Source organism: Paenibacillus rhizoryzae (assembly GCF_059686995.1).
The window spans coordinates 1,052,358-1,076,227 of sequence record NZ_JCAALT010000001.1 but is presented as its reverse complement, the minus strand read 5'-3'; the positions used below and the strand labels follow the sequence as shown (position 1 = coordinate 1,076,227).

Annotated in this window: 25 protein-coding genes and 4 riboswitches; of the genes, 5 read left to right on the top strand and 20 right to left on the bottom strand. The window is 50.2% G+C overall.

Annotated features, from left to right (window positions below; translation table 11 throughout):
* Positions 1-65 precede the first annotated feature (65 nt).
* Positions 66-959 carry a sugar phosphate isomerase/epimerase family protein gene (locus AC6ESO_RS04900; RefSeq protein ID WP_497090392.1) on the bottom strand — a complete coding sequence of 298 codons (894 nt, stop codon included), beginning with the start codon at positions 957-959 and terminating at the stop codon, positions 66-68.
* 135 nt (positions 960-1,094) lie between these two features.
* The gene (locus tag AC6ESO_RS04895) at positions 1,095-1,295 is read right to left on the bottom strand and encodes a hypothetical protein (RefSeq protein WP_497090391.1); all 201 of its coding nucleotides are present in this window, start codon (positions 1,293-1,295) and stop codon (positions 1,095-1,097) included.
* Positions 1,296-1,426: 131 nt separating this feature from the next.
* Between AC6ESO_RS04895 and AC6ESO_RS04890 the strand changes: the two genes are divergently transcribed.
* Positions 1,427-2,518 (top strand): AraC family transcriptional regulator, encoded by a 1,092-nt coding sequence (locus AC6ESO_RS04890; protein WP_497090390.1) that lies wholly within the window; start codon positions 1,427-1,429, stop codon positions 2,516-2,518.
* Positions 2,519-2,595: 77 nt separating this feature from the next.
* On the opposite strand, the gene AC6ESO_RS04885 is transcribed toward AC6ESO_RS04890, so the two are convergent.
* The 14 genes from AC6ESO_RS04885 to gcvH all read right to left on the bottom strand — a co-directional run bounded on the left by AC6ESO_RS04885 (position 2,596) and on the right by gcvH (position 16,055).
* Positions 2,596-2,934: a hypothetical protein gene (locus AC6ESO_RS04885; RefSeq protein ID WP_494817622.1), complete on the bottom strand. Its 339-nt coding sequence runs from the start codon at positions 2,932-2,934 to the stop codon at positions 2,596-2,598.
* 134 nt (positions 2,935-3,068) lie between these two features.
* Entirely contained in the window at positions 3,069-4,313 is a 1,245-nt protein-coding gene (locus AC6ESO_RS04880; protein WP_497090389.1) for a serine hydrolase domain-containing protein, read from the bottom strand.
* A gap of 238 nt (positions 4,314-4,551) precedes the next feature.
* Positions 4,552-4,899 carry a VOC family protein gene (locus AC6ESO_RS04875; protein WP_497090388.1) on the bottom strand — a complete coding sequence of 116 codons (348 nt, stop codon included), beginning with the start codon at positions 4,897-4,899 and terminating at the stop codon, positions 4,552-4,554.
* A gap of 37 nt (positions 4,900-4,936) precedes the next feature.
* Positions 4,937-5,425 (bottom strand): NUDIX hydrolase, encoded by a 489-nt coding sequence (locus AC6ESO_RS04870; RefSeq protein WP_497090502.1) that lies wholly within the window; start codon positions 5,423-5,425, stop codon positions 4,937-4,939.
* A 183-nt stretch (positions 5,426-5,608) separates the two neighbouring features.
* The gene (locus AC6ESO_RS04865; RefSeq protein WP_497090387.1) at positions 5,609-6,739 is read right to left on the bottom strand and encodes a copper amine oxidase N-terminal domain-containing protein; all 1,131 of its coding nucleotides are present in this window, start codon (positions 6,737-6,739) and stop codon (positions 5,609-5,611) included.
* A 237-nt stretch (positions 6,740-6,976) separates the two neighbouring features.
* A complete protein-coding gene (locus AC6ESO_RS04860; RefSeq protein WP_497090386.1) occupies positions 6,977-7,753 on the bottom strand; it encodes an SDR family NAD(P)-dependent oxidoreductase in 777 nt (258 codons plus the stop codon).
* Positions 7,754-7,759: 6 nt separating this feature from the next.
* The gene (locus AC6ESO_RS04855) at positions 7,760-9,754 is read right to left on the bottom strand and encodes a YjhG/YagF family D-xylonate dehydratase (protein WP_497090385.1); all 1,995 of its coding nucleotides are present in this window, start codon (positions 9,752-9,754) and stop codon (positions 7,760-7,762) included.
* Between the two features lie 24 nt (positions 9,755-9,778).
* A complete protein-coding gene (locus AC6ESO_RS04850; protein ID WP_497090384.1) occupies positions 9,779-10,561 on the bottom strand; it encodes an SDR family NAD(P)-dependent oxidoreductase in 783 nt (260 codons plus the stop codon).
* A 173-nt stretch (positions 10,562-10,734) separates the two neighbouring features.
* Positions 10,735-11,628 carry a M15 family metallopeptidase gene (locus AC6ESO_RS04845; protein WP_497090383.1) on the bottom strand — a complete coding sequence of 298 codons (894 nt, stop codon included), beginning with the start codon at positions 11,626-11,628 and terminating at the stop codon, positions 10,735-10,737.
* 146 nt (positions 11,629-11,774) lie between these two features.
* The gene (locus tag AC6ESO_RS04840; protein WP_497090382.1) at positions 11,775-12,407 is read right to left on the bottom strand and encodes a hypothetical protein; all 633 of its coding nucleotides are present in this window, start codon (positions 12,405-12,407) and stop codon (positions 11,775-11,777) included.
* Between the two features lie 15 nt (positions 12,408-12,422).
* Positions 12,423-13,286 carry a lipoate--protein ligase family protein gene (locus AC6ESO_RS04835; RefSeq protein ID WP_497090381.1) on the bottom strand — a complete coding sequence of 288 codons (864 nt, stop codon included), beginning with the start codon at positions 13,284-13,286 and terminating at the stop codon, positions 12,423-12,425.
* Positions 13,287-13,291: 5 nt separating this feature from the next.
* Positions 13,292-14,725: a dihydrolipoyl dehydrogenase gene (lpdA, locus tag AC6ESO_RS04830; RefSeq protein WP_497090380.1), complete on the bottom strand. Its 1,434-nt coding sequence runs from the start codon at positions 14,723-14,725 to the stop codon at positions 13,292-13,294.
* Positions 14,726-14,743: 18 nt separating this feature from the next.
* On the bottom strand, positions 14,744-15,769 hold the full coding sequence (lipA, locus tag AC6ESO_RS04825) for a lipoyl synthase (protein WP_497090379.1): 1,026 nt from the start codon (positions 15,767-15,769) through the stop codon (positions 14,744-14,746).
* Complete coding sequence (gene gcvH, locus AC6ESO_RS04820) at positions 15,663-16,055, bottom strand: glycine cleavage system protein GcvH (protein ID WP_497090378.1); 393 nt, start codon at positions 16,053-16,055, stop codon at positions 15,663-15,665. The genes lipA and gcvH overlap by 107 nt, the downstream gene beginning before the upstream one ends.
* Positions 16,056-16,252: 197 nt before the next feature.
* Positions 16,253-16,332: riboswitch (glycine riboswitch) on the bottom strand.
* A gap of 4 nt (positions 16,333-16,336) precedes the next feature.
* Positions 16,337-16,449: riboswitch (glycine riboswitch) on the bottom strand.
* Positions 16,450-16,599: 150 nt separating this feature from the next.
* Positions 16,600-16,703, top strand: a riboswitch (glycine riboswitch).
* Between the two features lie 3 nt (positions 16,704-16,706).
* Positions 16,707-16,804, top strand: a riboswitch (glycine riboswitch).
* A 103-nt stretch (positions 16,805-16,907) separates the two neighbouring features.
* Here gcvH and gcvT point away from each other — a divergent pair.
* From gcvT to gcvPB, 3 genes are read left to right on the top strand one after another with little or no spacing between them, the layout of a single operon-like run.
* Positions 16,908-18,017, top strand: coding sequence for a glycine cleavage system aminomethyltransferase GcvT (gene gcvT / locus AC6ESO_RS04815; protein WP_497090501.1), 1,110 nt, complete (start codon positions 16,908-16,910; stop codon positions 18,015-18,017).
* Positions 18,018-18,022: 5 nt separating this feature from the next.
* Entirely contained in the window at positions 18,023-19,378 is a 1,356-nt protein-coding gene (gene gcvPA / locus AC6ESO_RS04810) for an aminomethyl-transferring glycine dehydrogenase subunit GcvPA (protein WP_497090377.1), read from the top strand.
* Positions 19,375-20,835: an aminomethyl-transferring glycine dehydrogenase subunit GcvPB gene (gcvPB, locus tag AC6ESO_RS04805; RefSeq protein ID WP_497090376.1), complete on the top strand. Its 1,461-nt coding sequence runs from the start codon at positions 19,375-19,377 to the stop codon at positions 20,833-20,835. Before gcvPA ends, gcvPB begins: the two co-directional genes overlap by 4 nt.
* A 184-nt stretch (positions 20,836-21,019) precedes the next feature.
* Here the strand turns inward: gcvPB and AC6ESO_RS04800 are convergent, their stop codons facing one another.
* From AC6ESO_RS04800 to msrA, 4 genes are all read right to left on the bottom strand, one after another.
* Complete coding sequence (locus AC6ESO_RS04800) at positions 21,020-21,391, bottom strand: VOC family protein (protein WP_497090500.1); 372 nt, start codon at positions 21,389-21,391, stop codon at positions 21,020-21,022.
* Between the two features lie 36 nt (positions 21,392-21,427).
* Entirely contained in the window at positions 21,428-21,940 is a 513-nt protein-coding gene (locus tag AC6ESO_RS04795) for an SRPBCC domain-containing protein (protein WP_497090375.1), read from the bottom strand.
* Between the two features lie 28 nt (positions 21,941-21,968).
* Positions 21,969-22,307 carry an ArsR/SmtB family transcription factor gene (locus AC6ESO_RS04790; RefSeq protein WP_497090374.1) on the bottom strand — a complete coding sequence of 113 codons (339 nt, stop codon included), beginning with the start codon at positions 22,305-22,307 and terminating at the stop codon, positions 21,969-21,971.
* A gap of 176 nt (positions 22,308-22,483) precedes the next feature.
* Entirely contained in the window at positions 22,484-23,002 is a 519-nt protein-coding gene (gene msrA, locus AC6ESO_RS04785; protein WP_494817607.1) for a peptide-methionine (S)-S-oxide reductase MsrA, read from the bottom strand.
* A gap of 150 nt (positions 23,003-23,152) precedes the next feature.
* On the opposite strand from msrA, the gene AC6ESO_RS04780 reads away from it, so the two are divergent.
* Entirely contained in the window at positions 23,153-23,866 is a 714-nt protein-coding gene (locus AC6ESO_RS04780; RefSeq protein WP_497090373.1) for a cytochrome c biogenesis CcdA family protein, read from the top strand.
* The last annotated feature ends 4 nt before the right edge of the window (positions 23,867-23,870 follow it).

The window sequence follows — 23,870 nt, the reverse complement described above, 5'->3', positions numbered from 1 at the left end:
ATTTTCCCGCAAATGGTGGAGATTATTTTCTTTCACCACTTCTTGGGACTTATATTTTATACCCGTCAGATAATAGGGTTCGGAATGTAAGCTCCGCCTCGGCAGCGTTTCAAGTAATGCAACGCATGGACTTGTCCGGTCATCTCCAGTTCGTCCTTGTAAACCGGGTCATGCCAACCCTCGATATCGATCGTTCCATTATAGTTCGCCTGCATAAGTATGGTAATAATATCCGACCAATTTGTATCGCCGAAGCCGGGCGTTCGGTCCCAAACGAAACGCTTTGGCCCATGAATGCCGAACTCCTTCACGATATCCCAGGCGATCGTAGCGTCTTTTCCGTGTACAGAAAACACTTTGTCCACCCATTTGCGCAGCTGCGGAATCGGGTCGATTAATGAATCCATTTGATGAGCGGGTTCCCATTGCAGGCCGATGTTATCCGATGGAATGGCGTTAAACATCATCTCCCAGGCGGTCGGATTATGGGCGATGTTCCAATCTCCCGATGTCCATGTGCCGCCCATTGCGCAATTCTCAAACGCAATCCGGACACCTTTGCCATCTGCTCTGCGAGAAAGCTCCCCGAACACCTCTGTATATTTGGGAATCGAGGCTTCGATGGGTAAACCCGTCAGTCTCCCAGTGAAGCCGGCAACGATGTCCGTCCCAAACAAATGAGCGTGATCGATCAATCGTTCCCAACTGGCCAGCGTATCCGCATTGTCGCCTTCTCCTGTCAGTGGATTTCCGTAAACTCCTACTGAAGAGATGACGAAACTGTGCTTCGCGGCCAGTTCCTCAATTTGTTTTGCAGTTTCGTAAAGATCTATGCCGCTTGTGGATTGTCCGAACGAAAGGCTATAAGATTCGAAACCATGCTGCGCGATTTGCGGTATCACCCGTACGGCGTCTCTGCCGCCGACGATCGTCCCAATTCGGAGTTGCTCCCTTGCCATCAAATAACACCACTCTGACTTTGAAGTATTTTCTATGGTCAGCCTATCACTGATTAACAGAATTGCCTGTATTCTAGCATAAATAAGGGAAACATTCGATAGTGCATTATTTCGTATATAGCACATGCATTCTTCTTACTTCACCCAGTGAATTTGTTTACATATCCGATTATAGTGATCCAAGCTGCCATGAATGGTAAACGTGCTGGCCGGCTGGTTTCTGGACGAATATTCATAGAGCAGGATTGCGCCATTCTCCAGCTGCCATGCCGTATGAATGCGTATCACCTGTTCCCCTTCTATCAGAACCTCATCGAAAATGCTCCGGATAATCAAGCTAGTTCCCCCATTCGGTTTATATACCAGTCTTTTCGGATAGTTTAACGCATGCGAGCCCGTTCACCAATATCTATAATCGTCGTTTTCACTAACCAAAACTGATATACTACCAGTGTGGAGGCGGTTTCATGAATTATGAGGAATTGAACCGTATATTATTTGAATTAACGGAGTTGGAAGTGAAATTAAAAGATCAAACGCTCTCCGATGAAACGATTATAGACCGGATTCTTTCCCCTCTCTTAGCAGAGGAAAAGCGCTCCGATCCAAACAACATGGCCCCTTCTCCGTCAATGAGTATCACCCATCCGTCCACTTACCACTACACCCTAGATGGCGATGTGCTTCGATTGCATGTTACGGGGGAAATCTTCGCCATCTCCAGACATACCCGGTTTGTCCAGATGGTCAAGCACACGCATAACCTATTTGAGATGAACTACATTTATAGCGGTACCTTCCATCAAGAAATTCAAGGAGAACGGTTTGAATTAAAAGAAGGGGATTTGATTATCCTCAATAAGAATGTGGAGCATTCCATCGATCGAGTGGGCGAAAATGATATCCTCATCAACTTCTTGGCGAAGAATGAGTTTTTTGACAGTCCCTTCATTTACAACATTCTTGGGGATAATATTCTCGGTAAAACAATCGCTTCAATTATTACGGACACTTCCAGAGAAAAGAACTTTCTATTATTCCATACCTCTACTCATTGGCAGGTCAAACAGACGATCCAGAACATATTGTGCGAGTCCTTCGGCAGTAAACATGCAAACCAAGAAATCATTAAAGCTTATCTGACGATCCTATTCACCAGGCTTCTTGAAAGCGATAGTTACGAATTGTTCTTGAACAAAGGCGTTAGAAGATCGAATATTTCTGTCATCGAATTATTAGCCTATATCAATGAACACTATCTAATCACGACATTAGAACAAACAGCCGCGCATTTTCGGTATTCGGCGGAGCATTTAGGCCGGATCATCAAACAAGTGACCGGGAAGACCTTTTCTTCGTTAGTCCAAGAACAAAAGTTTGTCCATGCTGCGACGCAGCTAAAGCTATCGGATCAAACCATTGAGGAGATTGCCAAAGAAATCGGGTATAACAATTTAACGTTTTTCTACAAGAAATTTCATTCCTTATATGGCGTTACACCAAAGGAATATCGCAAACTGCTCCATTCAGATGAAGGTAATTCAAAATTGCAAAGATAACAAGAAATCAAAATGGCTGAGCCAACGGGGGCTCAGCCATTTTGTAATTTGCCATTCAAAGTGTAGTACCTGCTATTTTATAAGATCGGTGAATGTGAAGTATGAACCTCGCGCGTGTATTCCTCAAGCGCTTCCTTAGCCTGCAGGACATCGTCCTTATGAACCTGCAGACTCATGGCTGAATAACGGCCCGTTGTCTGCATCGATCCTGCGGCAATGCCTGATACCGGTGTACTTTCCTGCTCGCGGAAGCGGGAGCGGATGCCCCTTCCGAGTAAATAGGCATGTTTATTCTGTAATTCCTCCGCCTGATTGCCCGGTGCAGTCAGAACGGTTTTCCATCGGCTCGCTCGGATTAGAATAATGGCGATAATGAAGAACACGGAGACACCAACGATAATCAGAAAAGCATTCATCGTCATTCACCTCTTCGTTCCGGGGAAATGGAAGAATCCCCTATTTCCCTTAACTTAACCGTCACCGTTAGTCATGAATCATCCGATCAAGCCCAATTTTGACCTTCCGAAGGATATGTCATTGTTACTCGTTCTCAGTCTTCAAGTGCCTGATAGACAGTAGTCCAGAAATCGTGGATAACCCGTGCCGAATCCGGGGTGGTCATTCCGACCTGTGTGAGCAGGATACCGATGAGATTATTGTTCGGATCCGCATAGGTCGAAACGCCGCTTCCGCCATCCCAGCCAAACTGGCCGATAGCTGCGTAGTCGCCGCGGTAAGTACGCACTGCCATCCCCATGCCCCAGCCGCCGTGCTGCCCTTGACCGAATGAGATATGGACGTTATTGGTGGCCATAGCGTTTCTGACCGCTTGTTGTTCAGGCGTAAGGCGATTGGTGGTCATCAACTCGACCGCTGGTCGGGACAAGATCCGTTCGCTCCCATGCATCCCGCCATTCAGCAGCATCTGGTAATAGGCGTGGTAGTCATCGACGGTGGAGACTAGTCCGCCGCCTCCGCCTTGGAACGCCGGCGGCTGGCTGTGGCGTCCCCCTTTGGCTTCGTCCCAAATGTTGAACGTTCCGGTCTGCGGGTCGGGGGCGTATAAGGGCGGTAGTCGGTCGATTTTGTCGCCCGTCAAGTAGAACCCGGTGTCCTTCATACCCAGGGGAGCGAATAAGCGGTCGAGCAGGAACTGTTCAAACGATTGTCCGGTGACTCTGGCGACGAGCACGCCGAGTAGATCGTTGCTGATGTGGTACTGCCAACGATCACCTGGCTGATGCATCAACGGAAGCTCGCCAAGGCGACGCATCCACTCATCAGGCTCGGGCATCGGCACCGGTAAATCAGGCGTGAGTCCCCGCTCAATGATCGCGCCCATGATCGGCGTTCCTAGCGAGGTCAAATCCATGCCGAGCCCGAATGTAGAGGTAAGCAGGTCACGTACGGTAATTGGTCTCCGCGCCGGTACGGTGTCATCAAGCGGACTGTCGATTCGCTTGAGTACCTGCCGGTCGGCGAGTTCCGGCAGCCATGTCTCTACCAGGTCATCCAAACGCAGCTTGCATTCATCGAGCAGGACCATCGCCGCCGCAATCGTAACCGGCTTGGAAGTGGACGCCATCCGGAAGATCGTGTCCCGGCGCATCGGAGCACCGCCGTCATGACGCATCGTGCCGATTGCTTCTGCGTGTGTTTCGCCATTACGGCTGACTAAGGCGACAAGCCCGGGAATCTTACCGGATTCTACATGCCGCTCCAATACCTCGCGCATTCTTCGTAGTCCTGTTTCCGAGAAGCCGCTATTGCTTTGCTCAACTGTAACCTTATTCATCTGGGTTCCCTCACTTTACTTGATATTCGGCACTATAGTCCTACCAATCTCTCATGATATCCGTGCTAGAAACCGTGTTCGAAGCATTAACGAGACTGACTCACCTCCTGTTCTTGGTGAAATCGAGTATTCTGCAGATTATTAACGAGGTACAAACATTATTACCCAATAAAATGAAAACGGCAGCCGAATGATTAAGTCGGCTGCCGTGGTGTCATGAATTGCAAAATCGAAATCGCTATTTCTCCCAAAGCTCGATCAGTCGACCATCAGGATCTTCGATCCAAACAAACTTTCCATATTCGCTATCTTGTGGTTTCTTTGCGAGAGGTACACCAATGTGTTCAAGATGTTTAATCATCTCATCCAGACTATGGACTTGGAAATTCAACATCACTTGTTGCTCTGTTGGAAAATAATTGTCCTGCTCGGTAAAGAAAGAAAAGATCGTCTCATTACCCGGTTGAGGTTGTATGACAGTCCCATTCCAATTATTGATTTCAATCTTCAATACGTCACTGTACCATTTTTTCACTACCTCAAGATTGTTCGTTCTCCAAAATATGCCTCCGAAGCCTTTTATCATCGTAACTAACTCCTGTCTGTGTTCAAAATGGTTATCATTAAACGGTCCTTTGAAGCTTAACGCTGCATGCTGTCGTTGTCGCAGTGGCGTACTCCATATAATTTACTGAGCCGTTAAAATTTAAATAAGCTTCATATCGCAGGCGGATTGCAGCCAACGTAATCAAATCCAAAACATGCTCCTTTGGCACCCACCTGCAATCGCTTGTTTCATCCGAAGTTGCTAACGCTCCTCCTACGGCTTTGCATACGAAATCAAACATGACCTTCGTAGGAACATCAGTCACGCCGTCATACCACTTATGAATCGCCGTATTGGAAACAACATTGATTAAATGGCTGACCGTGGCATCTATTCCACTTTCCTCTTTGATTTCACGAATGACGCCATCGATTAGGTTTTCCCCAACTTCAGTGATCCCACCGGGAAACACCCAACCATCGTCATGAGCTTTTACTAATAGGATATTCCCATTGCCATCTTCTACAATGCCACCTGCAGATACAATATGCGTCGGAAACGACATTTCAAGACCTCCTGGTACGATTAAGTTGTAGGTTTGTTGAGATATCTCATTATTCGGGAAGAACCTATTCGATTCCTTCATGAAGACATCGACTCCTGAGCTAAAGAAAGACGGCCATAAACAAAATGCACCTCTTACATTTCTAAGAGATGCACTTCATTGAATGGGAGCCTATCGCGTGGACTAAGAAGCTTGAGCGGTTACTTTGACATCATCAAAGTAAAGGGTAGTCAACCCTTCGAATCCTGAATCCGCGCCAATAAGAATATAAATCTCACCTTTGTCATTTGCCGTCACCTTCGCGCTATAGTTGAAATCAACACGCTGATAACCTGCCTTGTCCGCATCAGGTTTAGCCGCATTTCCGATTACTTTGACATCCTTGCCGCCGGTACCTTGACTGCCGATGTCCACGTTCATTCTGTAATATTCCGACCCCGGAGTAGTCGTTGGAACAGATAACGGTTCGTTCGTCAGAATGCCGGCCTTCACATAGATCGATTCAGCAGGAGAGCCGCCAATACCGACACTTCCTCCCCCTGCGTCTGTGTACATCGCAAACTTCAAATCGACGATATAGGATGTGTTAGCTTTTAAGCCTTCAATACCCTTGGAAAGATACATAAACAAATCATCGCTTCGATTATGCCCCGAGAGCTTCAACCCATAATTAGCCGTATTTTTATCGATGGGAAGTAACTTATGCGCATAGTCCAATTCGTAGATTTCTTTATCATAATCGACCGGCAAATCGGCAAAGCCCCCCTTCCAACCTTCCATATCCTTAGTAAATTGATAATTGAAGTCTAAACGATTAGGAGTCTGAGACTGCGTTGATAGGGTAACCTTACGGGTTGCAGACTCCCATTGCAGCCCGATGCCCATAAGGGAAGCTAACGACTTGGCGGGAACGAACACTGTGCCTTTTGTCTGACGAACTTGCTCGGGAAGCTTAATTTTCTCCCCTTTAGCATTCTCTGCAAAGGAAGAATTCATGGTGAATTTGATTGTACCAAAGCCTACTCCGGACAATGTAATCATCTGGTTCTTGGAATTCCATCCGATCGATGCACCGAGAGATTCAGCGGTTGCTCGAACAGGAACCATTGTATATCCGTTTGTAACAAAGGGAGCTGCCAGCAGACTATGTTGACCTGTGCCATTGCTATAATTAACATCATTAATTCTAAAAGTGACAGCAGAGGTAGCGCCGGTAGTCGGTGTACTTTCTGCTCCGTGCGCTAATGGTGCGCTGCCTGCTGAAATTACAGTTGCAGCAATTAGACTCGACAACAGTAGACTTTTTCTATTCATCGTTCGTGATCTTCCTTTCTACTTCGATGTATGTTTCTAGACGCAATGCAGAATGAAAAAGTTACAGTTATGATTTCGTGCTTCGTTTACAAATATTTCTATATGAAACTTTATTGAGCGAAGACATACCTTGAATTATTCTCAAAAAAAAGAAACCTGGGCATTAATCAGGCTTCCTTTTACTTTCCAATGATATTGCTCATCGGATCATCGTTCAAAGAATCAAACGAAGACCATCTAAATGCCAAGGCCACCCGCGATGGAGAGCTCTGTTCCCGTTACCTGATTGGATTCGTCCGACAACAAATAAACAACGCCATAGGCCATGTCCTCTGCAGTCTGCATGCGACCGCTCGGTACGCGGGTTTCCGCCCACTCATTGAGCTGATCAACGGAATAGCCCATTTTCTCATGCAGCTCCACTTCCCCTTCTGACGCCACCCAGCCGACAGTCACCCAGTTCGAACGGATGCCTTCCCTGGCATAATGGACCCCGATCGTACGGTTTAATGTCCGCATTGCACCTTTCGAGCATGCATACGCGACGAGATCCTTGGAACCCTTATATCCGTTCGTAGAACCGATCTGAACGATAGAGCCGCCGCCTGTCTTCAACATCTCCGAAATCGCATATTTCGAACAGAAGAAAGCGCCTTTGACATTGACATCGAAAATCGAATCGAACAGCTCCTCTGTCGTATCCAGGATCGAACCTCTCGGAAAGATCCCCGCATTATTCACCAGTCCGTCGATTCTTCCGAAATGGGCGACTGTTTCCTCGATCAACTCGCGGCAAGCCGCCTCGCTGCTGATATCCTTCCGAACAAACAGCGCTTCTATACCGAAATCTTCAGCTATCTGCGAGACCACCTGTCTCCCGTCCTGCTCGTTTCTTCCGCTTATCGCCACATATGCGCCTTGAGCCGAGCACATGCGAGCGATGCCTTTACCGATGCCTCTCGTTCCACCGGTAACTACAATTACTTTGCCTGCCAGACGACCACCTTTATCCACGAACAATCAGCCTCCAGTTCCTTGCTTGGATCTAGTTAACGCTTCCATTCCCGCTTGCAGCGTTTCAACGATACGATCAACATCGTAAATACTGCCTCGCCATGTACCTCCGCTTGCTGCCTGAAGAGCTGCCCATAGCCGAGTGTCGTCAGGAAGAGCAGGGTTTGGGGCAAGATCCGGATGAACGGCCCGGGCAGCCAGCATTGCTGCGCCTGTCTCTGGGCTGAAACGCTCTTCCCCTTGGCCAATGAAATGAATGCTGCCTTCCAGCTTATTGCGATCAATGCAGACCTCGATCCAATCACCGTTTCGCACTTTACCGATCGGACCGCCGGCCAATGCCTCCGGACTGATATGACCGATGCACGCTCCGGTAGACACGCCGGAGAAGCGAGCATCGGTGAGGAGTGTTACCTGGTTGCCGAAGGGCAGATGCTTCAATGCGGAGGTCAACTGGTAGGTCTCCTCCATCCCCGTTCCTGAAGGTCCGCCGCCCATAAGAACAATAATATCGCCTGCCTGGATTTGGCCGAGCTTGATCGCCTTTACCGCCGCTTTCTCGGACGTAAACACCTTCGCCTGTCCGATATGGCGATAGATGCCATCCTCGCTGACAACACTAGGATCGATAGCCGTAGACTTAATGACGGATCCTTCCGGTGCAAGATTGCCAATTGGAAACGTTACCGTGGACGTCAATCCCCTGCCAGACGCTCGTTCCGGACTCATAATCACTTGATCCGGATCAATGCCGTCGACCTCTAGCAGCCGCTTACGGATGGTATATCGCCGCTCGGAATCCGCCCACCAATCTAAGAGTGCATCAAGAGATTCGCCCGAGACCGTCTTTACATTCACGTTGAGCAGACCGAGTTTGCGAAGATGCAGCATGACCTCCGGAACGCCTCCGGCCATAAACACGCGAATGGTAGGATGATGTTCCGGTCCATTCGGCAGCACGCTCACAAGCCGCGGAACCGCCTTGTTCACGCGCGTCCAATCCGTCACATCGGGGATTCGGCATAATGCCGCATAGGCAATCGCCGGGATATGCAGCAGCAAATTGGTGGAACCGCCGAATGCGGCATGAACGGCCATTGCATTCTCAAAGGCAGCATCCGTCAAGATATCCCGCATCGTTATACCGCTTGCTTGCATCCATTGCACCGCCCTCGCGGATTGACGGGCCATGTTGCTCCAAATCGGCTGACCGGAAGGCGCAAGTGCCGAGTGCAGTAGTGACATGCCAAGCGCTTCGGCAACAACCTGAGCAGAGGCTGCGGTGCCTAGAAACTGGCAGCCGCCTCCTGGCGTAGCGCACACCCGGCAGCCCAGATCGGCTGCTTCGTCCAACGTGATTTGACCATGCGCGAACCGTGTACCGATGGTCTGGATCTTGGCCGCATCTTCCCCGGCAGTCGGTGGCAAGGTAACGCCTCCCGGCACTATTATCGCGGGAAGATCATGCATGGCTGCCAGGGCGATCATCATGGCGGGCAGTCCCTTGTCACAGGTGCCTATCCCAATAACGCCGCTCCTCGTTGGGAGTGAACGGATCAGGCGCCGGTACACCATAGCTGCATCGTTGCGGTAAGGCAGCGAGTCAAACATCCCGGTTGTCCCTTGCGAACGGCCGTCGCAGGGATCACTGACAAATGCGGCGAAGGGAACTCCGCCGAGGGCACTCACTTCGAGCGCCGCTTCTTTGACGAGAAGGCCCACTTCCCAATGACCGGTGTGGTAGCCGAGTGCGATCGGCGTGCCATCTTCCCCGCGGACACCGCCCTGTGTACTGAGGATAAGAACCTGCTTGCCGAGAAGTCGCTCAGGCTTCCAGCCCATGCCGACATTTTGGCTCATGCCGAATAAGTCCCCGCTCGGAAGATTCATCAGCATATCGGAAGTCAATGGCAGCTTGCCCTCCGGACCGGCAGCGTGGGTGAAGATGTCATAACGGCCTGGCTCCTCCGACCCCATGATGAAACGTAATGCCTCGGTCATCGTTCTCCCTCACCCTCAGGTTTGTTATTTCCAGCATACAATCGTTTCGCCGGTTAAAGCATCCGAAGCAGAGCCGCATAGGAACAAAACTATACTTGCCATATCCTCAGGCTGAGCGATACGCTGCAGACGAGACCGCCCTTCTTCGCTTTGCACCGTCCGCGTTGCAAGAAATCTGCCGGTATAGGTCGGAGCGGGAGAAATGCAGTTTACATTCACATCATACGGACGCAGTTGCTCTGCCAGGCTTCGCGTGTAAGAAGAAATGCCTGTTTTGGCTGCGGCGTAGATAATACCGGATGTTACCGGAACATGTCCCGCAACGGAGCCTACATTCACGATTTTGCCGGATCTTCGATTCCGCATATAGGTGCCGGCAAATTTGCAGGCGTACATCGTGGACAGGAGATTCCGTTCTACAACCGAACGAATATCGTCGATGGAAATATCAAGAGCATCGTTCGGATCCGGGCGAGGTGTGTTTAAACCGATATCTCCCCCTGCGTTATTGACCAGAATATCCAATGAGCCCAGCTCATTGATTGCGCTTTCAATAAGACGTTCAACTTGAAGCGGATCGGCCAGATCAGCTGCAATAAAAGCTGATTTGACGCCGAGTTGTCTGATTTCGTCTGCAACCGCATGGCCGGAGGCTGCTTCATTGAAATCTGCCGCCGAGCTATCCCGAATGTCATGAATGATAACGTTAGCCCCGGCACGAGCCAAGTCGAGCGCATATTGTTTGCCAAGTCCTCGGCTGGAGCCGGTAACCAGCGCATTCTTACCATGAAAACCTGTCGCAAGCATGGTGATCCCTCCTCTTACAGTGTGAATTCTGATTAGTGATCTCAACCAGTATTGGTGCTCATGCAACGCGTTCTTTTCCAATATTTCACTTTGCATATGAAAAGTCTGTCGAATTAGCACGAGCACCTCTAATTATCTCATCGTAGAATCACACCGTTGAATACGCTGGAAGTCTAGCTCACGATATCAAATACGGTTACAATAACGCCGTCCGTATTGTTCCCCGATATTTCGTAATTGCCGACGGCGGGCACGTGAAGCGTCGTATTCGAAGATACCGGAAAATAATAAACGATGTATCTTTGGTCGCCAACGGTCGTCGTGATCGTTTTACGCTCTTTCAAATTATTCAAGTATTCCTCGAACGCCCAATGATTTTCTTGCATGATCGCGCTGTGCGGAAGTCCGACGTACCGGATATGCCAAGGCTCATGAATGACGCCGGTAACCTCCGTTTTATCTTCCGGGTAGCGGACGATGAACCCGTACTTCCAGGCGTTCTGTTTCAGCCATTCCCCTTCCGGGGCGTCTTTCATCTGCGCCGTAGTCGACCCGATGTCTAGTGCCAGTCCCAAGCTATGCTCGCTATGTCCCGGAACCGCCGCGATTTCCGAACCCAACTGGTCATATAGCGTTTGTTGCTCCTTATCGTTTCGGTAACCGCTGCTGATTAGAAAATGTTTGACCCCGTCTACGGCGGCGTGTTTGATCATCGTAGTGAATTTCTGAGTCAAATCCGGTGACAGCCTTATCGTGTTGTCCAATAAACCGAATCCGTCCACCAATTCCTGATGCTTATATAAGTTAACCGCCTTGGCGTCTGCATTGTTGGATGGTGCAGCAATTTCCTCGTTCACGAGAACCAAGTTTCCCTTGTGCACCTGATCTTCCTCGATTTGGAACGTCAACTCGTTTTGCGGCGGACTATTTTCCGGAGTTGGCGTTTCTATCGAGTTCCCGTTCTCGGTCTGTCCCATCGGAGGTGCCGAATCGACGGCAGACTTGAATCGCTCGTAGCATACAATCACCAACACCACCACCGCAAGCAAAAATAACCACTTTCTCATTTCTTGTTTCCTCCTCCTACTCTCTGTTTCTCTAGGATAAAGAAAACAAATTAAGATAAAGCAGCTGAAAATCTTAAAAATTCATAAAAAACCGACAAAAACCCAGTACCGCTATGGTACCGGGAGAAGCAACCCCATTTTCCGATTCAGGAATGAGAACCTTTATCCCATGCGCGAATCCACCTGGTTTTCGCGGTTAGAATAAAACAGACAGCGAGCAAAATAAACGTACAGCCCATCTCAAGCCGCATAATGCCGACATGGAAGCTTCCCCACTGCAGCATGGTGAATAGCACGGAGACAACGAACCCGAACCCAACTCCTAATTGCCTTGATCTGAGCATTCGTCGTTTGACCGCATGAGGCTGATCATGCAGCGGAATGGCTTCCATCTCGGATGTTACGCCAAGATTCATCACTGCAAAGCCGAAGCCGGCGCATGATACCGCAAAGGTAAGGACAGATGGGTCATTTCCTCCCCAAGATAACAGGCAAATCGAAGCAAACATACTAAGGAATAATCCAATCGGGATAGAAGTCCAGGCTGTTCGAGCAAGCATATTGTCTGGAATGTAAGCCCCGATACATAATAATAAGCCGGTAATAAGATTCATTCCAATCATGACCGGAGATAAGCCGAGGCCTTCCCCTAGTGCATAAGCAGCCGTAATAAATAGGACGGTACAGAAGAAGTGGGAGGCGAAAAGCGCGATTAGAAGCTGGCGAAGCCGCGATTCATGCAAGCTCATCGTGGCTGAAGCCCGACGTATAAGCTTCATCTGATCCTCCTCCGTTTACCTTCGAAGATTCCAACCATCGGAGCCATATTTCTCGGCAACAAGCTGGTTGGCCAATTCAATCTCGAACTCTGTTAAGGTTCCTGTCGTTAATTCAGCCTCCAAACCCTGAGCAAACCCGCTGCGAAACGCTTCCTCCACATCCGTAATCAGGAGTGGTAACTCCCCTTTGCGGCGCAGGGAGGTGTTGATCGCAATCGCTTTACGCTCGAATATGGATTTCAATCGCTTTTTCTCCGTCTCGTCTTTGAATCGCAGCACTTCGAATATTAGATCGGTATCCAGCTCTAGAAGGACGGAACCGTGCTGAAGGATGATCCCTTTAGATCGCATCTGTGCACTTCCGGCGATTTTCCTGCCTTCCACGACAAGCTCGTACTTGGATGGAGCATCGAAGCAGGCTGCCGACAATGGCTTACCTTTCGAACTGCCGTAATCCGCTGGATTCGGAATAGCACCGCTTTCCCCTTCTTCTATACCCGACATTGTTGCAGCTAAACCTAGCTTGCGGAACCCATATAACAGTCCCATGCTGAGAACGCGATACGCTTCTACGACGCTGCTTGGTATACCTGGGTAATTCTCAGAAACAATGAGGCTGTAAGTGAGCTCTTGATCGTGAAGCACTGCACGTCCGCCGGTTGCCCGCCGCACGAAGCCAAGGCCGTGTTTATGCAAGGCGACATGATCGACTTCCTCGGCAGCCTTCTGAAAACAGCCGATGGACAACGATGCAGGACTCCAGCCATAGAAGCGTACGGTCGGCGGTACAAGTCCCCTTTCATGCGCAACGACGATCGCTTCATCGATTGCCATGTTCTCCGCCGGCGTCCGATTCCCCGTGTGTACGAACCTCCACATCGCATTCACATCCCCAGCGCCAGTTTGTCGGTATCTAGCATGGCTTCGCCAATAATCTCGGAGAGCGTCGGATGCGGATGAATCATATGCCCGATTTGCATGGAGGTCGCCTTCAACAGCTGCGCAAGCGATGCTTCACCGATAAAGTCCGTTACATGAGGTCCGATCATGTGAACGCCAAGGACGCCGCCGGACTTCTCGTCCGCAATAACCTTCACGAAGCCATCGGTTTCGCCCAAGACCAGTGCTTTGCCAATGGCTTTAAACGAGAACTTGCCTATTGCGACCGAATATCCGCTCTCCATGGCAGCCTGCTCAGTCAGTCCGACACTGGCAAGCTCGGGACGACTGTAAACGCATTTCGGAACAGAAGCAGGCTCAGCGGATTGAGCATGAAGTCCGCAGATCGTCTCGACCGCTACCACGCCTTCGTGACTAGCGACATGGGCGAGCTGCAGGCCGCCGACAACATCGCCGATCGCATACACATGGGGATCATCCGTCCGCATGGATCGATCAACGGCGATAACCCCCTGTTCAATCCGCACCGCGGTTCGTTCGAGGCCGAAGTCTTCAATATTGGCTGTTCGTCCAACGGAGACAAGCATGCATGCTGCCATTAGCGATTCAATCTTGTCACCTCTTGCGAGCTGAACGATCACGCCTTCTTCGTCGGCCAGTACACTGTTCGGAAGGAGCTTTGCGCTTGTCAGCGTTTTGATTTTGCGTTTGGCAAACAGGCGAGTCAGCTCGCGCGAGATGTCTTCATCCTCAGCCGGCAGGATTCGCTCTGCTGCTTCGACGATTGTGACCTGCGCACCGAAATCATTTAACATCGATGCCCATTCAACGCCGATCACGCCGCCTCCGATGATGATGATTGAAGCCGGGATGGATGCCATAGCAAGCGCCTCATCACTGTTCATAATTCGTTCGCTTACAGGCAATCCGGGGATTGGACGGGGGCGGGATCCGGTAGCCACAATGAGATCTCGATAGCCGATGGATAGAGGCGAATCACCTTCATCTATCCCTTTCATGTTGCCTGTTACTTCAATAACGCCGCTGCGTTCACTCGTCAATGCAGCATTTGTAATGGTCCCCGTTCCTTCGTAGACATCGATCTTATTCTTCTTCATCAGGAATCGCACGCCGCTTTCAAGTCGTTCGACAATACTGTCCTTACGGGCCAACACGCCGCTATAATCAAGCTCGACGCCTTGCGCGCGTATGCCGAAACTGGAGCTCCGCTTCATAGTCTCGTACAGCTCCGCACTGCGCAGCAGCGTTTTGCTGGGAATACACCCTTTATGCAGACATGTCCCGCCTAGTTTCGCTTTCTCAATTAGCGCGGTGCGTTTGCCCAGCTGGGCAGCACGGATGGCGGCAACGTAACCGCCGGGGCCTCCGCCGAGAATAACGATGTCATAATCGTTCATAGTAGCGCTCCTCAGTCATTATGGATTAAATGTTATGGATTTTAGCTGCTCCGAGGCTGCTTTCGCATTCTCCGTTTGCTCGCGGGCGTGATAGGAACTGCGGACGAGCGGACCGGCTTCAACATGGGCGAAGCCAAGAGCGAGTCCGATCTGTTTGAGTTCTTCGAATTCTGTCGGATGATAATACCGGTCGACTTCCATATGCTTGGATGTGGGTTGCAAATATTGTCCGATTGTCAGGATATCGCAGCCTGCTGCCCGTAAATCCCGCATGGCTTCAATAAGCTCCTCCTTCGTCTCCCCGAGTCCGACCATCATGCCGGATTTCGTCGTCTGATTCGGATGAAGTTCTTTCGCTATACGGAGCACAGACAAGGATCGGTGATATTTGGCTTTAGCGCGCACGTTGTCCGACAGCCGGTTAACGGTCTCCAAGTTATGGTTCAGAACATCCGGCTTTGCCTCCAATACAACGGAGAGCCGATTCGCTTCACCGCCGAAATCCGGGATGAGCACCTCAACGGTCGTTAGTGGATTTTTCAAGCGAACAGCCGCAATTGTTGCAGCGAACATAGAGGCTCCGTGATCGTTCAGATCATCTCGGGCGACGGAAGTGATAACGACATGCGCCAGTCCCATCTCGTTAACGGATTGTGCCACATGCCGGGGCTCTTCCAGATCGAGCTCCGTTGGCAGGCCAGTGGTCACGGCGCAGAAACGGCAGGCGCGGGTGCAGATTTTGCCCAGAATCATGAATGTTGCCGTCCGCTGGCTCCAACACTCAAAGATATTGGGGCATTTCGCCTCCTCGCATACCGTGTGCAAATGGCGTCCGCGCATCATGGATTTGATTTCTTGGTAACTGTCTCCCGTATTTAGCGATATTTTCAGCCACGCTGGTTTGCGTTCTCTGGGCTTTCGCATTTCATGCACCTCCTTATTTGGATGCAATGAACGCCGAATATCGCTCAGCGCTCCAGAGCGAAGCCACCGCTTCCGCTGCGTCGCCTTCCACCTCGACCTCGATGATCCAGCCTTCTCCATAAGGGTCCTCGTTCACTTTTTGCGGTTCGTCCAGCAGTACCTCGTTTACTTTCACTACGGTTCCGCTGACAGGGCTAAACAGATCAGATACGGTCTTCACGGACTCGATCGTGCCCATCGGTTCGTTCGCCTCAAGTGCCGCGCCCACTTCAGGAAATTCCACGAAAACAATATCGCCAAGCTGACATTGCGCGAAATCGGATATTCCGATTCGAACAAGGGTCCCCCTCGCTTCAGCCCATTCATGCTCCTCTGAATAGCCCAATCCTGCTTTTACATCACTCATGCTCAACATCCTCTCCGAAAATAGTGAATCGCCAGCGTCCAAGCGTTATTGACGACCTTTGCTGCATATGCTTTTAAAGAAGGATTTAGTGCCTTGCCGAAGCATACGGCTCTGAACGCGATGATATGCATAAGTTGTACGCCAACTATGCTGGTATAGGAACAAAAAAAGACAGAGAACCGGCTATGCGCCAAGTTCTCTGTCCCGGGTACCTGAGAGTTTAAGCGGTTCAATGAACCGCCATTACCCCTTTGGTGGCTATTCGCTCTCTCCAGAGTTGCGTCGAATGGCGGTACGTTTACCTGAGAGATTGATCTCCGGCCGGCCGGCCGTCGACTTGCTCCTTCGGTGCCTCTGGAGCGTTTGCTCCGGAAGTCTCTCCCTACCATCGTCATCCGCGTATTCAGTTGGTGATGGGTTTAGCTTAAAACAGAAGGAATATTAATATCAATATATCTAACAATTAAATGACACATTAAATGTTTTTAATTGACAATACCTCTCGTAATCGTGTAAGAATAGAGGGAGATAATCAAATAAGCGGATGATGGTAATGGGAGAGATCGCCCACAGGCTAGTTTGCGGCGGCGCCGAAGGAGTAAACCTAACATGGGTGAATCTCTCAGGCAAAAGGACCATTATCGGACGCACCTCTGGAGAGCATCTCGCTTGCGGGATCACCAACGGGGAAACTTATGTTCCATTCTTTCTTAGGAGCATAAGGTAACTCTCAGGTACAAAGGACAGAGCGAAGAGGAAACGCACGCAGCTTAGGCTGAGGATGCGCGGCCTTTTTGCTGCTGTCCTTCTTTGCGTGAATTTGCGAATTCGAGTTCAAGGAGATGAGTAATGATGGCCGATTTGAAAAGAACACCGTTGTTTCCGCTGTATGCCGCTCATCCGGAGGTCCGCTGCATCGATTTCGGCGGATGGGAACTCCCTGTCCAGTTCTCCGGCATTCAGAAAGAACATGACGCCGTTCGGCAGCGCGCCGGTCTATTCGATGTATCCCATATGGGAGAATTCACGGTCACCGGTTTATTCGCAGAAGCTTTCTTGCAGCTGTTAACGACAAACGATGTCGCTAAACTGAGCGATGGTCAAGCGCAATATTCGCTGATGTGTTATCCCGATGGAGGCGTTGTCGATGACCTGCTCGTCTATCGCATCACGGCAGATCAGTTCATGGTCGTCGTGAACGCCTCGAATATCGATAAGGATTACGAATGGATGCGGGGTCATTTAATCGGGGATGTCGAGCTTAAGAATATTTCCGACGAACTGGCCCTTCTCGCGTTGCAAGGACCTTCCGCCGCTGAAGTGATGGCTGCCGCAGGGGCTAGCAACGAGGTTCTTGAGCTAGCTCCATTCCGCTTCGCGGCGAACACTTCGCTTGATGGAGTGAATGTGTTGATTTCGAGAACCGGCTATACGGGCGAGGATGGCTTCGAAGTATACGTGCAGGCAGAAAAAGCCGGCGATATTTGGAAGAAGCTTCTGGCAGCAGGCGAACCATTCGGCTTGCTCCCTTCCGGACTCGGAGCTCGCGACACGCTTCGCTTCGAAGCGCGTTTGCCGCTGTACGGTCAAGAGCTTTCGCACGCTATCACACCGCTAGAGGCGGGAGTCGGTTTCTTCGTCAAGCTGGACAAAGAAGTTTTCATTGGCCGGGAATCACTGATTAGGCAGAAGGATGAAGGGTTGGCCCGCAAGCTCGTTGGTATTGAATTGATCGATCGCGGCATCCCCCGCCCTCATTATCCTGTTTTCGCTAACGGAACGTTAATTGGCACAGTTACGACAGGCACGCAATCCCCCACGTTGAAACGAAATCTCGGTCTCGCCTTAATCGACGCCAACTATTCCGCGCTCGGCACTGAGCTGACGGTAGAGATTCGCGGTAAACAGCTGAAAGCCAAGGTCATTAAGACCCCATTCTATAAAAGACTTCCGAAGGAGTGATATTCATGGCTTCCCTACATCGCTACATTCCCATAACCGAACAAGACCAATCCGACATGCTCGCGACGATTGGCGCAGCGTCGATCGACGAGTTATTTCGGGACATTCCGGAGGAAATCCGTTACCGCGGTACGATGCCAATGTCCTCAGCGCTTGATGAGTTCTCCCTCCTTGAGCATATGAAAGAGCTGGCTGGACGCAATGCCGACACAGACCGATATAAGAGCTTTCTTGGCGCCGGGATCTATGACCACCACGTGCCTGTCGTTATCAATCACATGATCTCGCGTTCCGAATTTTATACCGCTTATACCCCTTATCAACCGGAGATCAGTCAAGGGGAGCTTCAAGCCATCTTCGAATTTCAATCGTACATTTGCGAGCTGACCGGCATGGCTGTTGCCAATGCGAGTATGTATGATGGCGTTACTGCCTTGGCCGAAGCAGGCGCTCTGGCCGCCGGCGCGACGAAGCGAAATCGCCTCGTGATTTCGCGCACCGTTCATCCGGAAGCCCGCGAGATGGTCCGCACGATGGCGCGCGGCTTAAATTTGGATATCGTCGAAGTCGGCTTCACGGATGGCGTAACTGATCTGGACGCACTACGGGAAGCGGTTGATGCCAAGACTGCAGCCGTGCTCGTACAATCACCGAATTTCTTCGGTGCCGTCGAGGACCTGGCAGCCATAGAGCCTATCATCCACCAAGTGAAAGGACTGCTTGTTGTAAGCAGTAATCCTTTGGCGCTCGGTTTACTGGAGTCGCCGGGAAAACTCGGCAGCGACATCGTCGTCGGGGATGCGCAGCCGCTTGGCATCTCGCAATCGCTTGGAGGACCTACTTGCGGCTTCTTCGCCGTCACCGAATCGCTTATGCGCCGGATGCCGGGCAGGATCGTCGGCCAAACCAAGGATAGCGATGGGAAGCGCGGCTTTGTTCTGACGCTACAAGCCCGGGAGCAGCATATCCGGCGGGAGAAAGCGACCTCCAACATTTGCTCGAATCAAGCACTTCTCGCTCTGTGCGCTTCCATCTATTTGTCGACGATGGGCAAAGCAGGCTTGCGCGAGGTCGCAAACTTAAATCTCCAGAAAGCCCATTATACGGCCGGGCAGCTCGTCAAGCTCGGTTTGGAACGACCCTTTACTGCTCCGTTCTTTAATGAATTTGTCGTAAAACTTCCGCCTCATGTATCTGTAAAAGAAACGAATTTAAAGCTGCTGGCGTCCGGTTTTCTTGGAGGCTACGATCTCGGGATCGCCTACCCGGAGCTGCAAGGACATATGTTGATCGCCGTTACGGAGAAACGAACGCGTACCGAAATCGATCTATTCGTTACTAGACTGGGGGAACTGGCATGACTACACATACCAAACCATTGATATTCGAGCTAAGCAAGCCGGGGCGTGTCGCCTACTCTCTCCCTCCTTGTGATGTGCCTGAATCGGATCCTTCAAGCTTGATACCTGCGGCGATGCTGAGGCAGTCGCCTGCCCAACTACCCGAAGTTTACGAAGTCGACGTCATCCGCCACTACACCGAATTGTCGAGACGCAATTTCGGCGTCGATAACGGCTTTTATCCGCTTGGTTCCTGCACCATGAAGTACAATCCCAAAATCAACGAAGACACCGCTCGCTTCGCAGGCTTTGCTAAGATTCATCCCTATCAGCCGGAAGTCAGCATTCAAGGTGCGCTCGAGCTGATGTACGTGCTCCAAAGGGATCTCACGGCGCTCACCGGCATGGATGAGGTTACACTTCAGCCGGCCGCCGGTGCTCATGGCGAATGGACCGGACTGATGATGATTCGCGCTTATCATGAAAGCCGCGGCGATGTTCGCACCAAAGTGATCGTGCCGGACTCCTCGCATGGAACGAATCCTGCCAGCGCGACCGTCGCAGGCTTCGAGACCATCACGATTAAATCAAATGAGCGCGGGATGGTCGACCTTGAAGCGCTGCGCGCAGTTGTCGGTAATGACACCGCAGCGCTCATGCTTACAAATCCGAGCACCCTCGGCCTTTTCGAGGAACAGATCGTAGAAATCGCAGCCATCATCCATGAGGCGGGAGGACTCCTCTATTACGACGGAGCGAATTCGAATGCAATCATGGGGATTACCAGGCCCGGCGACATGGGCTTTGACGTGGTCCACCTTAATTTACACAAGACGATGAGCACGCCGCACGGCGGCGGAGGTCCTGGAGCCGGTCCTGTAGGCGTGAAGAGCAAGCTCATGCCGTATCTGCCTAGTCCTCTCGTCGCTCAGCGCCAGGACGGTACGTATTACTTTGACTACGATCGTCCTGAATCCATTGGCCGGGTCAAAGGATTCTACGGAAACTTTGGCATACTTGTACGGGCATATACGTATATTCGAACCTACGGACCGGAAGGGCTGCGCCGCGTTTCGGAATGCGCGGTTCTTAATGCCAACTACATGATGCACCGGCTTGCTCCACATTACGAGCTCCCATATCCAGGCGTCTGCAAGCATGAGTTCGTAATGTCGGGCCGCGGCCTGAAGGAGTTCGGCGTTCGTACATTAGACGTAGCCAAGCGGCTCCTCGACTTCGGCTACCATCCGCCAACCATCTACTTCCCGCTTAACGTTGAAGAATGTATTATGATTGAACCGACGGAGACGGAGAGTAAAGAGACGCTTGACGGCTTCATCGATACGATGATCCAAATCGCCGAAGAAGCGCGGACAAATCCGTCGATTATTCTTGGCGCTCCCTATCATACCGTCGTACGCCGGCTCGACGAGACAACAGCCGCCCGCAAACCGGTACTCAATTGCTCTTGCAGTTAACAAGACTATCTACAATATGAAAAACAAGCTGCCAAACCATGTGTTGGCAGCTTGTTTTCTTCTATTTTATAGTTTCATGTAGATCCCCTGGTGCTCTTCTTTCGCTCATTCCCCAGAATCAATCAAACAAAAAACTTCAGACGATTTCGTCCAAAGATTTAATTATGGCTACCTAGTGTCTATTTTATTTCTTCTCGGAAACCGCAAAGTAATTGTCTTCATTATCTGCGAAGTTGAACACTCGGCCGGCGGGAAACTCCATCATGTCTCCAACCTTGATGCTTTTGTTCTTGAGATCATTGTATAGCACGTCGAAACGATCCGAGAAAAACATGATTGATGGCGTTCCCAGGTTCATTTCAGGGTTCATTTGGGCAACGAGCTCCTTACTATGAAGAACAATGCTAGTTGCTGCCCCCTTAGGAGCGACTTCAATCCATCGCATCGGGCCGTGGCTTACTTCCGCGATCACCTCGAAACCTAACTTTTCCGTCCAAAAATCTCTGCAAGCATCTTGGTTGTTTACGTACAGCATAACCTGGCCGATTTGGTTAATTCATGAATAAAACACTCCCCGTATGAAATTAATTTATTATAGCGAAGCCAAGTGCTCGCCTAAACGATCCCAAGTTTCGGTAATGCCTTGCAGCATGCCCATGTCCATGACAGTTTGCAGTGCCTCTGCCGACACATATTCCGAGCGGCTTACCAATTTGGTTTTGCCTCCCAAATCGATGAATTCCATCTTGATTAGCGTTGCCGGCAAAGTATTGTCGATATGACCTTCAGCGTCCGAGAAGTAATCGTTGTAAACGATCGATTCAGGCTCGTTAATTTCCTTATAAACGCCTTTCCCCCATGCTTCCATGCCGTAAAATTGTTCTTGTTTCCGGTCGACGCACTTCATGCAGTAATGCCACACGCCGCCTGGACGGAAATCGACGTTGCAAACCGGAATCTCCCAGCCTTTCGGCCCCCACCAACGTTTGAGATGCTCAGCTTCCTTAAACATCTGGAATACGAGATCTCGCGGCGCGTCGAATATACGCTCCAGAACCAGAACGCGATCATTTTCCACGTTCGAAATCATTGCGTTGTTAGCCATTTACTATTCCCCTCCAACTGAATGATGTTTACTGTCGATTCTTGTACTTCACTTCACGCAAGTAACTGTCCAAGCTATCCAAGCGATCTTCCATAAGGTGCCGGAAAGACTGCAACCAACGATCTATCGCCCTGAAAGGCTCTGATCGCAGATTATATATCCGGCGATTCGCATCCACTCGAATTTCCACAATCCCGCTATCGCTTAGCACTTTTAAATGCTTCGACGTTTGGGGCTGATTTAGCCCTAATCGATCGGCAATTTCTCCTACGGTAAGAGGTCCGTCCAGCAACAAGTTCACGATATTAATCCGATTGGGTTCCGCCAAAGCACTCAGGGTCATTATGTCCATTCCAGACCTGATCATGACATACTGCTCACCTCTGTATTTAGTCTTTTTGTTCGATAAAGCCCTCCATTCTCGGTCAATTTCATCCTCTGAATTGAATATACCTCATATGGAATATTCCAGTCAAGGAATATTCAAATAAATATTATTAGCCACCAAAAAAGGCAACCGATCCATCGATCGGCTGCCTTTGATTATTTACTCCAGTTGTCTCGAACGAACTGATCGCGACCGGACTTCTCGCGATCTTCCTTGTAGTGCTTAGGGTTCTTCTTATGATAATCTTGATGATACTCTTCCGCCGCGTAGAAAGCCGCCGCCGGCAAAATCTTCGTTACGATCGGTTTATCAAAGCGGCCGCTTGATTCCAGCGCTTGTTTCGATTGAAGCGCCAGCTCCAGCTGCTGATCGTTGTGATAAAAGATTGCAGTCGCATATTGTGTTCCGCGGTCGTGAAATTGCCCAAATTCATCTGTCGGATCAATCTGCTGCCAGTAGAGCTCTAATAGCTTCTCATATGGGAATAACTCAGGATCAAATGTAATTTGTACGACTTCGACATGGCCCGTCTCTCCCGATTTCACCTCTTCATACGTAGGATTCTCCGTTGAGCCGCCTGTATAACCAGACACAATGCTATCGATACCCGGCAATTCTTCGAATGGCGTAACCATACACCAGAAACATCCGCCGGCAAAAGTGGCTTTGTCCATGTTCAATTCCTCCCTAGATGTCATTCACCAGAATGGTATCACAAAATCACCTTCGATTACACATGATCATATCACAGAATCTCATCGTCAGAGTGTATACCATTTCAGTTTTGAAACTCGTACAATGGTACTTACAAGGAGGTGGTAGCCATGTCGCATTTGCAAGTGTTCATCGGCAGCGTGTTTTTCGCCGGGATACTTTCCTTCTTTTCTCCCTGCATTTTGCCAATGCTTCCCGTTTATTTAGCGCATCTCGGCGGTGCTGCTCCCGGAAGTACAACAAATGTTGCTCGCGTAGGAAGGCTGCGGTTCCACCCATCGCTCATTGGAAATACGTTGTTTTTCACGCTCGGGATATCCTTCGTATTCGTGCTGCTTGGTTTCGGAGCAGGAGGACTTGGCAGTGTGATTAACACCTCGTGGTTCATCGATGTCTGCGGGATCGTTGTTATTATCTTTGGACTATTCCAAACAGGGGTCATTCATTTACTCTTCTTGCAAAGAGAGAAGAAGCTCACGATTGCATGGAAAGGAAAAATGGGCTTCGCCTCTGCTTTCCTGCTGGGCTTTACGTTCAGTTTTGGCTGGACGCCGTGCATTGGACCGATTCTCGCGGCTGTGCTCAGTTTATCGGCCAGTGAAGGTTCTGCCCTTCAAGGTGGGGGTTACATGCTCGTATACGCACTCGGTTTATCGATTCCGTTTCTAGTCCTTTCCCTCTTCTCCGATCTATTGATCGGACGATTGCGTGCCTTCAATAAGCATTTGCCGAAGCTGAAAGTCGTATCCGGCTTGCTGCTTATCGTTATGGGCATTCTGCTTATGACGAACAAACTAAATATGATCACAGCGTGGTTTAGTTAAAACC

What these genes read in the sequence shown, in the direction of transcription:
- AC6ESO_RS04900 (WP_497090392.1), bottom strand. Translation starts at nt 959, where the DNA reads ATGGCAAGGGAGCAACTCCGAATTGGGACGATCGTCGGCGGCAGAGAC.
- AC6ESO_RS04890 (WP_497090390.1), top strand. Translation starts at nt 1,427, where the DNA reads ATGAATTATGAGGAATTGAACCGTATATTATTTGAATTAACGGAGTTG.
- AC6ESO_RS04885 (WP_494817622.1), bottom strand. Translation starts at nt 2,934, where the DNA reads ATGAATGCTTTTCTGATTATCGTTGGTGTCTCCGTGTTCTTCATTATC.
- AC6ESO_RS04880 (WP_497090389.1), bottom strand. Translation starts at nt 4,313, where the DNA reads ATGAATAAGGTTACAGTTGAGCAAAGCAATAGCGGCTTCTCGGAAACA.
- AC6ESO_RS04875 (WP_497090388.1), bottom strand. Translation starts at nt 4,899, where the DNA reads ATGATAAAAGGCTTCGGAGGCATATTTTGGAGAACGAACAATCTTGAG.
- AC6ESO_RS04870 (WP_497090502.1), bottom strand. Translation starts at nt 5,425, where the DNA reads ATGTCGTTTCCGACGCATATTGTATCTGCAGGTGGCATTGTAGAAGAT.
- AC6ESO_RS04865 (WP_497090387.1), bottom strand. Translation starts at nt 6,739, where the DNA reads ATGAATAGAAAAAGTCTACTGTTGTCGAGTCTAATTGCTGCAACTGTA.
- AC6ESO_RS04855 (WP_497090385.1), bottom strand. Translation starts at nt 9,754, where the DNA reads ATGACCGAGGCATTACGTTTCATCATGGGGTCGGAGGAGCCAGGCCGT.
- AC6ESO_RS04850 (WP_497090384.1), bottom strand. Translation starts at nt 10,561, where the DNA reads ATGCTTGCGACAGGTTTTCATGGTAAGAATGCGCTGGTTACCGGCTCC.
- AC6ESO_RS04845 (WP_497090383.1), bottom strand. Translation starts at nt 11,628, where the DNA reads ATGAGAAAGTGGTTATTTTTGCTTGCGGTGGTGGTGTTGGTGATTGTA.
- AC6ESO_RS04840 (WP_497090382.1), bottom strand. Translation starts at nt 12,407, where the DNA reads ATGAAGCTTATACGTCGGGCTTCAGCCACGATGAGCTTGCATGAATCG.
- AC6ESO_RS04835 (WP_497090381.1), bottom strand. Translation starts at nt 13,286, where the DNA reads ATGTGGAGGTTCGTACACACGGGGAATCGGACGCCGGCGGAGAACATG.
- lpdA (WP_497090380.1), bottom strand. Translation starts at nt 14,725, where the DNA reads ATGAACGATTATGACATCGTTATTCTCGGCGGAGGCCCCGGCGGTTAC.
- lipA (WP_497090379.1), bottom strand. Translation starts at nt 15,769, where the DNA reads ATGGAGAAGGCTGGATCATCGAGGTCGAGGTGGAAGGCGACGCAGCGG.
- gcvH (WP_497090378.1), bottom strand. Translation starts at nt 16,055, where the DNA reads ATGAGTGATGTAAAAGCAGGATTGGGCTATTCAGAGGAGCATGAATGG.
- gcvT (WP_497090501.1), top strand. Translation starts at nt 16,908, where the DNA reads ATGGCCGATTTGAAAAGAACACCGTTGTTTCCGCTGTATGCCGCTCAT.
- gcvPA (WP_497090377.1), top strand. Translation starts at nt 18,023, where the DNA reads ATGGCTTCCCTACATCGCTACATTCCCATAACCGAACAAGACCAATCC.
- gcvPB (WP_497090376.1), top strand. Translation starts at nt 19,375, where the DNA reads ATGACTACACATACCAAACCATTGATATTCGAGCTAAGCAAGCCGGGG.
- AC6ESO_RS04795 (WP_497090375.1), bottom strand. Translation starts at nt 21,940, where the DNA reads ATGGCTAACAACGCAATGATTTCGAACGTGGAAAATGATCGCGTTCTG.
- AC6ESO_RS04790 (WP_497090374.1), bottom strand. Translation starts at nt 22,307, where the DNA reads ATGATCAGGTCTGGAATGGACATAATGACCCTGAGTGCTTTGGCGGAA.
- msrA (WP_494817607.1), bottom strand. Translation starts at nt 23,002, where the DNA reads ATGGACAAAGCCACTTTTGCCGGCGGATGTTTCTGGTGTATGGTTACG.
- AC6ESO_RS04780 (WP_497090373.1), top strand. Translation starts at nt 23,153, where the DNA reads ATGTCGCATTTGCAAGTGTTCATCGGCAGCGTGTTTTTCGCCGGGATA.